Source organism: Legionella genomosp. 1 (assembly GCF_900640215.1).
Classification (GTDB): Bacteria; Pseudomonadota; Gammaproteobacteria; order Legionellales; family Legionellaceae; genus Legionella_C; species Legionella_C quinlivanii_A.
In genome coordinates, this window is the sequence record NZ_CAAAJH010000003.1 from 97,253 (window position 1) to 110,104 (window position 12,852).

Consider the following 12,852-nt stretch of genomic DNA (forward strand, 5'->3'; position numbering starts at 1 on the left):
TCACTAAAAGGAAAATATTATGTCAGCTAGCCAGGCGCAGATTGTTCGGTTTCATGAAACAGGGAATGCCGATGTGTTAAAGCTTGAGAGCGTCGCATTGCCAGAACCCGGCCAGGGCGAAGTACGCTTGCGTGTCCATGCGATTGGCTTAAATCGCGCGGAAGTAATGTTTCGCGTGGGTCAATATCTTATAATGCCCCAGTTCCCCTCCAAGATTGGTTATGAGGCTTCAGGAGTCATTGAAGCTGTGGGTCCAGGTGTTGATCCCCAAATGATTGGTAAAAAATTCAGTACGGTTCCCTGTTTTGATATGGGTAAATACGGAGTCTATGGTGAAGTCGCCATTATACCTGCTTATGCTCTGGCGGCTTATCCTGAGAAATTATCCTTTACTGAGGCGACATCCATCTGGATGCAGTACATGACTGCTTATGGCGCACTCGTTCATTACGGGAATGTATCTAAAGGTGATTTCGTGTTGATTACTGCAGCGAGCAGTAGTGTCGGTATCGCAGCTATTGAGACAGTACGTGCTCAGGGCGGTATAAGCATTGCAACCACTCGTACTCAAGCTAAAAAAGCCGAATTACTGGAGCTTGGCGCTGATCATGTGATCGTCACTAATGAAGAAGATCTCCCCGCTCGAGTAAAAGAAATTACTGGAGGCAAAGGCGCACGCGTTATTTTTGACCCTATTGCAGGCAAAGGGATTGAAGCATTAGCTGAGGCGGCCTCAGACAAGGGAATCATCTTTGTGTATGGCGCATTGGCTAATGAGCCTATGCCTTTCCCTCTGTTCACTGCCTTAAACAAGGGACTCAGCATTCGCGGCTATACACTGTTTGAGCTCAGCACCAATCCTGAGTTACGAAAGAAAGCAGAGCATTACATTTTTGATCATCTGCAAAGTGGAACATTTAAACCACGTATAGCTCGCAGCTTTACCCTGGAGCAAATAAAAGACGCTCATCGCTATATGGAATCCAATGAGCAGATTGGAAAAATTGTGATTTCAGTTCAGTAAAACCGGAACGGTACGTAGTTAACTACGTACCGTCACTTGTTTTACATAGTCACTACAGCGCGAAAACGCACCTGGCCATTCTTTACTTTTTCATAGGCCTTATTGATTTCATTCAAAGAATAGGTTTCAGCAACTACTTTGACCTTCCCTTTAGAAACCATATCAAGCGCTTCAAAAAGATATTCCCGATGGTTTTGCTGGCTGCCGATTATTTTTATACGTTTGACGATTAAATCGGCTACAGGTGCAGCAATAAAATAGTAATCACTTACTGTGAATGCAGGAAAGATTGGATATAATATCCAGGGCAAAACTGAGGTCACTGAATCACAGGAAAATCACATGACATTTTCAATAAACGATTTGCATTCTATTGCAGAATTAGCCCATCTTGATATAGAGGATGAGGACATGGATTCACTGGCGAAAGAAGTCAATTCGATTATAAATTTCGCAGAACGAATACAGCAAATGAACACCGATGAGGTCGCGCCACTGTTTCATCCAATGGATATGCATCAGCGTTTTCGTCCTGATGAAGTGAGCGAAGACAATTGCTTACAACAGTTAGAGGAAATCGCTCCTTTATTTGAAGAAGCTCATTATCTGGTACCCAAGGTTATTGATACGGAAAAGCAGGATGTTTAAAAACTTACGAGAACTGATTACTGCTCTGCATAGCAAGAAAATATCCAGTACAGAATTAACCAGCCACTATCTTAAACGCATCGATCAGTATAAAACATTAAACTGCTTTATTAATGTGGATGCCGAAGCAGCAATGATGCAAGCCCAAAAAGCGGATCAGCTTCTTCACAAAGGTGAAGCTCAGCTATTGACTGGCGTGCCAATGGCTCATAAAGATATTTTCTGCACATCCGAGCTCGCAACCACTTGCGGATCAAGAATGCTCGCTGATTATAAATCACCCTTTTCGGCTACCGTGGTAAACAAATTCGCCGCTCACAATACTGTATTACTTGGTAAAACCAATATGGATGAATTTGCCATGGGCTCCACTAATGAGAACAGTTATTTTGGCGCGGTTAAAAATCCCTGGAATTTATCCTGTGTCCCCGGAGGATCGTCAGGCGGCTCCGCTGCCGCTGTTGCGGCCGACCTGTCAGCTTTTGCAACGGGCTCCGATACGGGAGGCTCCATCCGCCAGCCCGCTGCGTTTTGCGGCATATCCGGTATTAAACCTACCTATGGTCTCGTCTCCAGATATGGCATGGTCGCTTATGCGTCCAGCCTGGATCAGGGAGGTCCAATGGCCAGAACGGCAGAAGATCTGGCTTTGGTTCTATCTGTCATGGCGGGATTTGATCCGAAGGACTCCACTTCCTACCCCAGTAATATTCCCGATTACTCGAGTTTCCTGAATCAGTCTTTGAAGGGTTTGCGAGTTGGTCTTCCTTCCTGCTTTTTTCAGGCAGAAGTTAATTCAGAAATTCAGCTGGTAATCAGACACGCTGTGAAGCAATTGGAAGACGCAGGGGCGATTATCGTGGAAATGGATCTTGCCTTACAATCCCTGTGGGTTCCCTGCTACTATCTGATTGCCTGCGCTGAAGTCTCCTCCAATCTTTCACGTTATGATGGAATACGTTTTGGTTACCGAAGTGCCAGAGCTGGTGATATCAGAGAACTGATTGCGGCTTCACGCTCTGAAGGCTTCGGTCTTGAAGTCAAACGCCGAATTCTGACTGGTACTTATGCCCTGTCTTCCGGATATTTCGATGCTTACTATTTAAAAGCACTGAAAATACGTCGCCTGATTCAGCAGGAACTATTGGCGCAATTCTCAAAAGTGGATGTTATCCTGGGACCTACAACCCCTACTCTGGCTTTTCCGCTTGGTGAAGTTCAATCTGATCCCATACAAAATTATTTGGCTGATATTTTTACAGTGGCATCAAATCTCGCTGGAATTCCGGCTATTTCCATTCCCGCGGGTCAGATTAGAGGCTTACCGGTTGGCATGCAGCTAATGGCGAAACATTTTAATGAAGCCTTATTATTAAATGTCGCACATCAATTTCAACTGTTGACTGACTGGCATCAACGCCGTCCGGCCTTGTGAGGACAATATTATGCAATGGGATACCGTAATCGGCCTTGAAGTGCACGTGCAGTTACAAACTAAATCAAAACTTTTTTCAGGCTCAGCAACCCGGTTCGGTGCACGGGCAAACACACAGACTTCCTTTATTGACGCAGGCTTACCCGGTGTTTTGCCTGTGTTAAATAGTGAGGCCGTGCATATGGCCATTCAATTTGGACTCGCCATTAACGCGAAGATCAATAACTTATCTTATTTTGAACGTAAAAATTATTTCTATCCTGATTTACCCAAGGGATACCAGATAAGCCAGTATCAGTCTCCCATCGTCAGTGATGGCCGTCTGCGCATTGAAACCCCCAATAGCGCTACGAAAGAAGTCGACATTGTACGTGCGCATTTGGAGGAAGACGCAGGTAAGTCGGTTCATGACGCCAATCCTGATTACACCGGCATTGATTTAAACCGCGCGGGAACTCCCTTGCTGGAAGTAGTCACTGCCCCCTGTCTCTACTCCTCTGAGGAAGCGATAGCCTATCTTAAAACATTGCATCAGTTAGTTCGTTTTCTAGGTATTTGCGATGGCAATATGCAGGAAGGCTCATTTCGATGTGATGTTAATATTTCTTTAAAACCTGCCGGCTCCGCAAGTTTAGGGGTGCGTACTGAGTTGAAAAATCTCAATTCTTTCCGCTTTATTGAAAAAGCCATTGCCTATGAACAGGCAAGGCATCAGGATCTTCTGGAAAATGGTCAACCAGTAATTCAGGAAACCCGGCTCTTTAATCCCGATACCGAACGCACTTATGTATTGCGAACCAAGGAGAATGAGCAGGATTATCGTTACTTCCCAGATCCCGATCTCTTACCTGTGGATGTGGAGTCATTGAACATTGAAAGCATCAAAAACAGCCTGCCGCCATTACCTGAAACCATCAAAAAACAATTGACGGCAATGGAAAATATTAATGAGGATGACATACAGTTTTTGCTCTCCTCACCAGAAAATTATTATTTTTTTGTAAAGGTTCTGCAGCAAGCTCCGGTTAGCGAGAAGCTGGTCATTAATTGGCTCAAGGGGCCTTATCAGGCATTACTTAAGGAAAAACAGCTTGATTTCCTGAACCCGCCAATAACAGCCGGGCAAATCGCTTTATTATTGAAGCACATTAGCGCGGGCAAGATTAGTAATAATCAGGCCAGGCAAATATTTAATAATCTCGAGCTTCATCCTGATGCCAATGTAGAACAACTGGTAGAAGATGCAGAAGCCAGCCAATCTGAAAGCGCTGCTGAAATTGAGCAATTTATCAAGGAGTTGATTGAAAAAAATCCTGTACAAGCTCAGGAATACCGCCAGGGAAAAGAAAAGCTCTTCGGTTTTTTTGTAGGTCAGGTAATGAAATACTCGAAAGGACAGGCGGATCCCGCTGTTGTTAATGAATTACTAAAACAATATCTTGCTTGAGCAAGCATCTTGCACTTCGCTTATCAAGGCTACTCTCACGAAGTAGCTTGATAAACGAAATCAGATATATTTTATATCCCTGCGCTGGCAGGTCGTAAACTTCTTCTAGTAAGGTTTCACAATTACTGTCGTACCTACATCAATGAAATCCTGATTCAACCATTGTGCAGCACTGGGCAGTACCCGTATACAACCATGGCTGGCATTATAGTTAGGAACTTCATAAGCTGCATGGATTGAATAACCACCGCTGAAGTGCATACAGTAGGGCATTCTGGCTCCGCCGCCTGTTTCGATAGGATAAATACTGGATGTACATTCAGCACCTTTTTTAGAATATACCCTGAATGTACCTGTTACTGTGCGGCAAGGGCGACCCACGTCCTCACAGAAATCCTTTCCTCCCGAAGCACTACCTGTCTGGACCCGATTACCCTGGGCATCATAAGCTGCCCATGCTGTCGCTTTCGGGTCAAAGATAAATACTTTACGTCCTGTAGCCGCTCGCTTCTCAGGGAAGTAGTTGCTGCCTTTAGAATCCGATTTATAAAACGCCGTATAATGGGTGTACCCCCCATCATCGACAATCGGCACTGAGCGATCCATTGAAGCGCAAGCTGCGGTTAACACCGAAAGCGATCCAATGATAAGTTGTTTTTTCATTGGTGTATCCTCCCTCTCTTTTTTTTTGTTATCGGGAGAATAAAAAATAGGTTTAGCTTTTTTATAATTTTTTTTAACTAATTGTTTTTTTTATGGGCTTCCAGTTCATTTTGCAGATTTTTTTTGATTTGCGGTGAAAGCATGGCTAAAATGGCTAACTTCAATTGCTCGTCACTGCATTCAAAGCATCCTCCACGAGAAGGCATAGCCCCATACCCTTCTTCGGTATGGTTGAATAAGACATTAAATCCCTGCTTCAGCCGCGGGATCCAATCCTCATCCCGCTGAATGACAGGCGCTCCAAGATTAATCATCGGCTTGGCGGCGTGACAGGTTGCGCAAAAATGCTCAACAATCTGTTCTCCTTCATTAGAGCTCCCCCTGATTTCCTGCAAAAATTCCTGGGGACGGTGGCTCGCTGACCACACATTCTGACTCAATATCCAGCTGATAATAATCATTCTAAAATACATCGTTGATGGTCCTTATAAAACAGCCATTAGAAAGTTGGCTTGATTTTTGCTTGGGGAGTTTTTTTATAAAACGGTATTGTACATGATTTTTTATCGATTAATTGTTTTCATTGTATTGCTTCATCCCCTGACTAATTACGCTGAAAATCAATCGCTTGATGTGTTAAGACATAAAATAGAGTTGTTTGTTAAAGAGGAGATGCCCAATCAACACTATGATCAAATCAATATCGTCGCAGAAAATATAGATCCCAGGTTACATTTACAGAAATGTCATAAAAATCAACTGGAAGCATTCAACCCTTATCAGCATCTCGCTAAACAACATACGACCATTGGTATTCGCTGTAAAGAACCCACTAACCACTGGACAATTTACGTACCAGTTCGGATTACCATTCTGAAGGAAGTTCTGGTGAGTTCTCATTCGCTTGCCAAGGGGGACATTATCACCGACAGAGATATTTATTTACAAAAACAAAATGTTAGTTTCGTCAGTCAGGATTATATTGATAACTCCGATCAGGCACTTGGTCTGGCGGTTAAAAAAAATATCAAAGAAGGACAGTTGATAACCCATAGCCTGCTGCAAAAACCCTGGTTAGTGAGAAAAGGTGAACAAATTCTTATTCAGGCCATTAACGGTAATATCAAAATTACTATGGCAGCAATTGCACTTGCAGACGGGGCTTTGAATGAAACTATAAAAGTCCGTAATCTGACAAGCAAACGAGTTGTCGATGCGCAGGTTATTGATGTCAGAAAAGTCACAGTCTCATCTTCTTAGTCACACATCCTCCCTTCTCCAGCAAGCGGGAGAAGGGAGCAGCAGAGTTTAGTGACATTTTCTTTCCCTCTACCAAAAACCGGAGAAGGGAGCAACAAAATTAGTGACATCTCCTTTTATTTATGATATTGCTAAGTCTGGAGCACGAAAAGCCTCACTGACTGGACTTAAAGGGGCTACGCCTGGACAACTATCGGTAGACCTTTTTTATCCTTTTTTCCAGGGTTTTTCTAAAGATCTTTAAAATGGAACCGATAACTATGATGAATGTAATTGAGGACAATATTATGGTTAACTCCATTAACGATTCCCATAATTTTAAGCAGCTGGATCCAGAGATTAAATTAAAAAACTCCCAGCAACTTCATCAAAACAGGAATGCTTCTGGTGCAAGTAATGTCAGTTTAAGCGATGTTACCAAGCAAATTGCCATGCTAAAAAAGTATGTTACGGATACCGAAGTTGTCAATGAAGCTCGAATTGAGTTTATTAAAAGTCAGATTGCCAGCGGGCAATATGAAATGTCTGGCCGACAAATTGCCGCCAATATGCTTAATCAAATGCAATCATTTTAAGGACTGTGATGACTTCTCCTCAGGCTTCAACACTGGTTTCATTGCTAGCCAATGAAATTCATTTGCTCAATAACCTATGTAATGTCCTGGTTCAGGAAAAAGAGATTCTTCTTAACAGGCAATTTGAGAATCTGGAAAGCCTTGCTAATCAAAAACAGGAATTATCAGAGCAATTGGAAGCAAGCGGAAAACAGCGCAGTGAATTGCTCACCTCCTCTTCCAATTCTGCAGAGCATAAGAACGCACTGGAGATTTTTCTAAATAGCTGTTCCGCTGAAGAGGCCGGTCAGATTAAACGACTCAATGAAGAACTTGCAAACAAATTAATTCATTGCCGTGAGCTCAACACTGTTAACGGGCAGGTGATCGTCACTAATCTGAATATCCGCCAGGAACTGGTCCAGATTTTACATGGACAACACCCGACAGAAGCAGTTAATACCTACACTTCCACAGGCGATTTAAACTCAAAAGCAGGCTCAAATCATCATGAGAAAGCTTAATTCATATGAGTGTTCAAATTGACATCATTTTGTAAAAAATATCATTGATAACCCTGTGCAATAAATGTATTATTTGCCTTAAATCAAGCATTGAGTATATTCATGCCTCATAAAAATACTTTATATAATTTTATTGCCCACTATATTGACGGCCAGAAAAAACTGGTTAACGTGAGAAAGTTAAAGCCTTTAACAACTCTGGACAACAAAGATTATTATCTGATAGACCTCGAAATGCCAAGGCCAGTGACTTTCGACCTGGACGACAAAAAGCTTGAGCTTATCGAGCATCATATCAGCGTTTATGCAACAGAATGCAATGGCATTCCTTCATTAAGCCAGTACCATTACACTGTCAAATTAAAGGCAGCCAAGCCAGACGAAGCTAAAAGAGAGCCAGATCCGCTGTCAGATCACTATATCCTCCATATTTACTTTAATGAGAAAGATGAGTTAACCAAACTCCCTTCATTAAATTTTGTCAGTAAAGGTCGACAGAAAACCACTTCCATTGACCATGATTTGAACGGTAAATTCCTGGCGCTGTCAGAAGAAATGATTAGACCTACATTAATGCAATTACGAGCGCTCAAAAAAGAATGCATTGAACAACTGCAGCAGCAGTACCAGGTAGAAGAAGCAAGAGCAAGTGATCTTTCCACTGATCTGAAAAAAAATGCAGCAGAGCACAAGCAGGCCATACAACGAATGATAGCCATTCGGCTTCAGTTAGACCCTCTTTTCAAGCATGATACCAATGCAGCAGTTGCTGAAATGCTTGGCGCTATCCGGTTTAAATCGCCTATTGCCCAGGAAAAACCTCCATTACCGCAGATAAAAACTGTGGAAGAGAAAAAATCAGCGCCCGTTAGTCACTCCAAACATAAAAACAAACAACCGAAAAAATCATCAAAAAAAGAAAAAATCAGACCGTCTGAAAAAGAATTTGAGAGTGGCTTACAGAGGCTGGCTCGAGAATTTGCGAAGCTTCAGTCAGAAAATAGCAGCAAACTGGCTATCGATTTATGTAATATGTTCGCAAAGACAAGCGAACTATCCATCGTTGCTATTGATGCAAGACCTTCACAAGCAGGTTTAAGCGAATTAAACCTGCTGCGTCTGCAGATACAAACCACAGGCGAGAAACTGCTGAAGCAGCTTGTTAAAGATAAAAACTTTGCCCTCGCCTCTACACTTTATCCTTTTCATTCCAGCCTTGAACAACGTCTAATTAATGAAGCTCTGAGTTGCGGCGATGATCTTTTTCTCGATTTTTTAATTCAGTGCAGTGAACATGATCTCAATTACCAACCACTAAAAATACGAGAACAATTTTACCCTTCCCCTATACATTATTGTCTCCAGACTTGCCGGGGGAGCATTGATATGTCTGGCTGCTTCAGCACATTGCTTAAACACAATGCTTCTTTACTGGTGCCTGATGAACAGGGAATACCCTTGGCCTGCATAATATTAAGCGATCCTAACCATCCTTTTCAGAAGCCCCTGACAGCCAGCAGGAAATTAACCAAGGATTTTTATTTCAAGCTTATTAGTCATTTAGAGAGCTATCTTTCCAATCATGATCTGGATGAAGCTAATGCAGAGCGATTGGCGATTGAAATCGACGTATATAGAAATCGTGCCCAATCTGCAGTACTTGCTCAGGAACTGAATGATATGTCGGAACTATCTAACGTAAGTAATATGGTGGAGTTAGCAGTTCATATCGGCAACGAACAGGTTCACAAGCTTGAAAGGGCTCCGGAAATCATCGAGGCCATAGATAATTTTAATCAGGTTGCTTTGGAGTTTAAGAGAAGACGGGTTCGCAGCAGTTGCTTAAGGACTCGGTCTATAAAAGAAATGATTGGCGACTTATTTTCCCATACGCCCGAGAATATCAAAACGATGAGCTATGAAGAAATTCTTAAATGGCGGCTGTCTTTGTTTGAAAGTGCGCAAGGCCTGTTCCAGGAGATGGGAGAGTATGTTTCCATACTGCCAGCCGGCAGCAGGAGAAAAGTGGTGAAGGCGCATCGCGGAATCATGGATAAATGTGAAGAGGTGATCAGAGTGGCTCAATGTACACCTGTCGAGTCAAGCGCTGCCAATATCTTCTCTTTTTTCGCCTCTGGTCTATGCAGCGCCCTGGAGGCGCAGAAAGAGAAAGAAGAAGATCAGGTGGAAAAAGAAGCCATATCACAAAATCTCTATGCTTTTCATTCTAACTCTTTGAGCAGCTCCGATGGAGAGGATAGTCCTTCCCCTTCCGGTAGAGAAATCGTGAAAAGATAAAACATTGCCCATCAATCCGTCATTGCATTCCTTTCAGCAATGACGGGATTTAACCGGCTTATTTTGCCTGCATTCTCAACGCACCATCCAATCGAATCACTTCACCATTCATCATTTGATTTTCAATAATGTGAATGACTAATGCAGCGAACTCCTCCGGCTTACCCAGTCTTTTGGGAAACGTCACCGTTGCAGCCAGTTTATCCTGAACCTCCTGCGGCATATTTAATAATAAGGGGGTGGCAATCAAACCAGGAGCAATAGTATTCACACGAATGGCATGCTCCGCCATTTCTCTTGCTGCAGGTAGTGTCATGGCGACAACACCGCCCTTGGAAGCACTATAGGCCAATTGTCCAATTTGTCCTTCAAAAGCTGCAATTGAAGCCGTATTAATTATCACACCTCGCTCACCGCTATTTTCATCTATTGCTAAACGAGTCATGGCTTCAGCCACCAATCGCATCACATTGAATGTACCAATAAGATTAATGTCGATGACCTGGCGGAATGCTGCAAGCGGCATAGCTCCTTCGCGGCCAATCATTTTCTTTGCCGGTGCAATACCTGCGCAATTAATGCAAATACGGGGGGTACCTAATTGCTCAATGGTTTCCTGCAGGGCACGCTCCACTTCGGATTCAGAACTCACATCGCAGGCAATGGACAAATCCCCTTTTTCAGTACTTGTTTTATCCCAGATAGCCACTCGAGCACCCGCCTTCATTAATGCGTTCGCGCATGCCCATCCCATGCCGGATGCACCACCCGTTATCACTGCAATTTGATTGTTAAGACTCACTTAGCTTCCCTCATTTCAAATATTGTTGGCTTAATCGTTTAAATTCCGCGCTTCCCGCTTTTTCTACCCATTCAAAAAATACCATTTCTGAAGTAACCAGTTGAATACCAGCCTGTTTCATTCGCTTCAAACCATATTTCCAGTCAAGTGTCTTTCGGCTGCCCACCGCATCGACAACTACAAACACCTCATACCCTGCCTCAATTAATTCCATCGCGGTTTGCAAAACACAAACATGAGCCTCTATTCCAATTAAAACGGTTTGTTTTCTGTGCAGATTCTTTAGCGTGGAAATAAAATCAGGCTCACGGTGGCAGGAAAAATACACTTTTTCAAAAGTTTCTGCACATTCTAGCGACTGGAGTTCATCTACTGTATGACCTAAACCCGAAGGATACTGCTCACTCACTAAACAGGGAACTGATAAATCACTTGCCAGTGACATTAGCCATTTGCAGCGCTCAATAATTGCTTGTGAATGCTCTATCAGGGGAGCCAGTTTTTTTTGGACATCAATTAGCAATAAACACGAATTTTCTTTTTTGAGCAGCATGGTAACTTCCTTTTTTAAACAGGTTATTATCGTCTGTGTGCATAAAGGTCAACTTAATAAGTTTCCCTATATCCTCTCTCCCCTCAGGGGAGAGAGTTAGAGAGAGGGGTTTAAAATCAACTCTCACCCTAGCCCCACTGCCATTAAGTTAAGCTCAGTTGTATATAAACTGTCCTCCCCGCGAAGGCGGGGATCCATCTCTGAGCTCGCTATAATGCCAATTGAGGAATGGATTCCCGCCTTCGCGGGAAGGTCATAATCCCTTAACTTATTGGCAGTGTCCCTGGCCCTCTCCCAGCTTGAGAGAAGGGAATTTCTTTTTAAATTGACACCTATGCGCCTGAACGAAAATGACCTTCCTCTTCATTAGCCAGTAATCACATCTCAAACCTCGCCGAATGTCAAATGATTTGACTATCAAATGGCATTCAGATAGAATGCGATAATGTTATATTACATTAGTACACTATCATGAAATCACACAACCATTCTAAACGTTCAAACAACCATTTAATGAAGGCAATTTGCTCATTGAAAAATGAAGACGAAGCCACTGCTTTTTTTAATGATCTCTGTACGCCTGCAGAACTTGAAGCAATGGCCGATCGCTGGGAAGTGGTTCCCTTACTACGTAAAGGCTTATCTTATCGAACGATTCACGAACAAACAGGAGTGAGCGTTACAACCATTACGCGTGTAGCGCGCTGTCTTAGCATGGGAAGCGGGGGTTATACACTGATTGCAGAGAGGTTAGATCAATCATGACAAAAAGATTACGTTTAGCGATACAAAAAAAAGGCCGCTTAGCCAAAGAATCGATGGAGCTACTTAATCGTTGTGGATTAAAATTTCGCTTACGAGAAAATGCCCTCTTATGCCATGTCGAAAACTTCCCTATTGATTTACTGCTAATTCGTGACGATGATATTCCCGCATTACTTTTCGATGGTCTTTGTGATGGCGGTATCGTTGGCGAAAATGTTTTACTGGAGGCGGCGCTAACTTTTCCCGATAAACCCTATTCTATTCTGCAAGCTTTAGGAACTTGCCGCTGTCGTCTTTCTATTGCGGTTCCAGAGTCATTTGACTATCGAGGTCCAGGATGTCTTGATGGCAAACGCATAGCCACCAGCTATCCTCTGCTTCTTAAAAAATATCTGGATGAAAATAAAATCTCTGCTGAATGTTTAACCCTTTCAGGATCGGTCGAGGTTGCTCCGCGAATGGGCATGGCTGATGCAATCTGCGATCTGGTTTCAAGCGGACAAACACTTGAAGACAACAAGTTGGTTGAGGTCGAAACGCTTTTAAACAGTCAGGCATTATTCATTCAATCATCTTATCCCCTTCCTGATGAACTGCAAAATCTGCTCATCATGCTTAAGCGCCGCATTGAAGCGGTTCAGCAGGCACAGGAGAGAAAATATATTCTTTTTCATGCACCCCGTAATGCCCTACAGCAGATCTGTGAATACTTGCCTGGCGCTGAAAGCCCAACGGTGCTTCCGCTGCCGGCTAATCCTGAGAAAGTAGCGGTACATGTCGTTTCCAGCGAAGGAATTTTCTGGAACACGCTGGAATCCATTAAAGCAATGGGAGCCAGCTCTATTCTGGTTTTACCCATTGAGAAAATGCTGGAGTAAT

General features: G+C 43.0%; 15 protein-coding genes. 10 read left to right on the plus strand and 5 right to left on the minus strand.

Annotated features, from left to right (window positions below; genetic code table 11):
* Positions 1-19 precede the first annotated feature (19 nt).
* The gene (locus E1O89_RS04285) at positions 20-1,024 is read left to right on the plus strand and encodes a zinc-dependent alcohol dehydrogenase family protein (protein WP_133139099.1); all 1,005 of its coding nucleotides are present in this window, start codon (positions 20-22) and stop codon (positions 1,022-1,024) included.
* Between the two features lie 41 nt (positions 1,025-1,065).
* Here the strand turns inward: E1O89_RS04285 and E1O89_RS04290 are convergent, their stop codons facing one another.
* Entirely contained in the window at positions 1,066-1,347 is a 282-nt protein-coding gene (locus E1O89_RS04290; protein WP_133139100.1) for a hypothetical protein, read from the minus strand.
* Positions 1,348-1,366: 19 nt separating this feature from the next.
* On the opposite strand from E1O89_RS04290, the gene gatC reads away from it, so the two are divergent.
* Genes gatC through gatB form a run of 3 tightly spaced genes read left to right on the plus strand, consistent with a single transcriptional unit; the run spans position 1,367 to position 4,554 of the window.
* Entirely contained in the window at positions 1,367-1,672 is a 306-nt protein-coding gene (gatC, locus tag E1O89_RS04295; RefSeq protein WP_112219808.1) for an Asp-tRNA(Asn)/Glu-tRNA(Gln) amidotransferase subunit GatC, read from the plus strand.
* Positions 1,665-3,107, plus strand: a complete 1,443-nt coding sequence (gatA, locus tag E1O89_RS04300; RefSeq protein WP_133139101.1) for an Asp-tRNA(Asn)/Glu-tRNA(Gln) amidotransferase subunit GatA — start codon at positions 1,665-1,667, stop codon at positions 3,105-3,107. Before gatC ends, gatA begins: the two co-directional genes overlap by 8 nt.
* 10 nt (positions 3,108-3,117) lie before the next feature.
* The gene (gene gatB / locus E1O89_RS04305) at positions 3,118-4,554 is read left to right on the plus strand and encodes an Asp-tRNA(Asn)/Glu-tRNA(Gln) amidotransferase subunit GatB (RefSeq protein ID WP_133139102.1); all 1,437 of its coding nucleotides are present in this window, start codon (positions 3,118-3,120) and stop codon (positions 4,552-4,554) included.
* 105 nt (positions 4,555-4,659) lie between these two features.
* On the opposite strand, the gene E1O89_RS04310 is transcribed toward gatB, so the two are convergent.
* Both E1O89_RS04310 and E1O89_RS04315 read right to left on the minus strand, forming a co-directional pair.
* Positions 4,660-5,217, minus strand: a complete 558-nt coding sequence (locus E1O89_RS04310) for a L,D-transpeptidase (protein WP_112219750.1) — start codon at positions 5,215-5,217, stop codon at positions 4,660-4,662.
* Positions 5,218-5,294: 77 nt separating this feature from the next.
* A complete protein-coding gene (locus E1O89_RS04315; RefSeq protein ID WP_133139103.1) occupies positions 5,295-5,690 on the minus strand; it encodes a c-type cytochrome in 396 nt (131 codons plus the stop codon).
* Between the two features lie 82 nt (positions 5,691-5,772).
* Here E1O89_RS04315 and flgA point away from each other — a divergent pair, with 82 nt between their 5' ends.
* From flgA to E1O89_RS04335, 4 genes are all read left to right on the plus strand, one after another.
* A complete protein-coding gene (gene flgA, locus E1O89_RS04320) occupies positions 5,773-6,477 on the plus strand; it encodes a flagellar basal body P-ring formation chaperone FlgA (RefSeq protein WP_133139104.1) in 705 nt (234 codons plus the stop codon).
* A gap of 260 nt (positions 6,478-6,737) precedes the next feature.
* Positions 6,738-7,052 (plus strand): flagellar biosynthesis anti-sigma factor FlgM, encoded by a 315-nt coding sequence (gene flgM, locus E1O89_RS04325; RefSeq protein ID WP_058506657.1) that lies wholly within the window; start codon positions 6,738-6,740, stop codon positions 7,050-7,052.
* Between the two features lie 8 nt (positions 7,053-7,060).
* The gene (locus E1O89_RS04330) at positions 7,061-7,555 is read left to right on the plus strand and encodes a flagella synthesis protein FlgN (RefSeq protein WP_133139105.1); all 495 of its coding nucleotides are present in this window, start codon (positions 7,061-7,063) and stop codon (positions 7,553-7,555) included.
* 102 nt (positions 7,556-7,657) lie between these two features.
* Positions 7,658-9,853, plus strand: a complete 2,196-nt coding sequence (locus E1O89_RS04335; protein WP_133139106.1) for a hypothetical protein — start codon at positions 7,658-7,660, stop codon at positions 9,851-9,853.
* Between the two features lie 58 nt (positions 9,854-9,911).
* Here the strand turns inward: E1O89_RS04335 and E1O89_RS04340 are convergent, their stop codons facing one another.
* The gene (locus E1O89_RS04340; RefSeq protein ID WP_133139107.1) at positions 9,912-10,655 is read right to left on the minus strand and encodes an SDR family oxidoreductase; all 744 of its coding nucleotides are present in this window, start codon (positions 10,653-10,655) and stop codon (positions 9,912-9,914) included.
* A 10-nt stretch (positions 10,656-10,665) separates the two neighbouring features.
* Positions 10,666-11,208, minus strand: a complete 543-nt coding sequence (locus tag E1O89_RS04345; RefSeq protein ID WP_133139108.1) for a hydrolase — start codon at positions 11,206-11,208, stop codon at positions 10,666-10,668.
* 471 nt (positions 11,209-11,679) lie between these two features.
* Between E1O89_RS04345 and E1O89_RS04350 the strand changes: the two genes are divergently transcribed.
* On the plus strand, positions 11,680-11,973 hold the full coding sequence (locus E1O89_RS04350; protein WP_112219757.1) for a YerC/YecD family TrpR-related protein: 294 nt from the start codon (positions 11,680-11,682) through the stop codon (positions 11,971-11,973).
* Positions 11,970-12,851: an ATP phosphoribosyltransferase gene (gene hisG, locus E1O89_RS04355; protein ID WP_133139109.1), complete on the plus strand. Its 882-nt coding sequence runs from the start codon at positions 11,970-11,972 to the stop codon at positions 12,849-12,851. The genes E1O89_RS04350 and hisG overlap by 4 nt, the downstream gene beginning before the upstream one ends.
* Position 12,852: the final 1 nt, after the last annotated feature.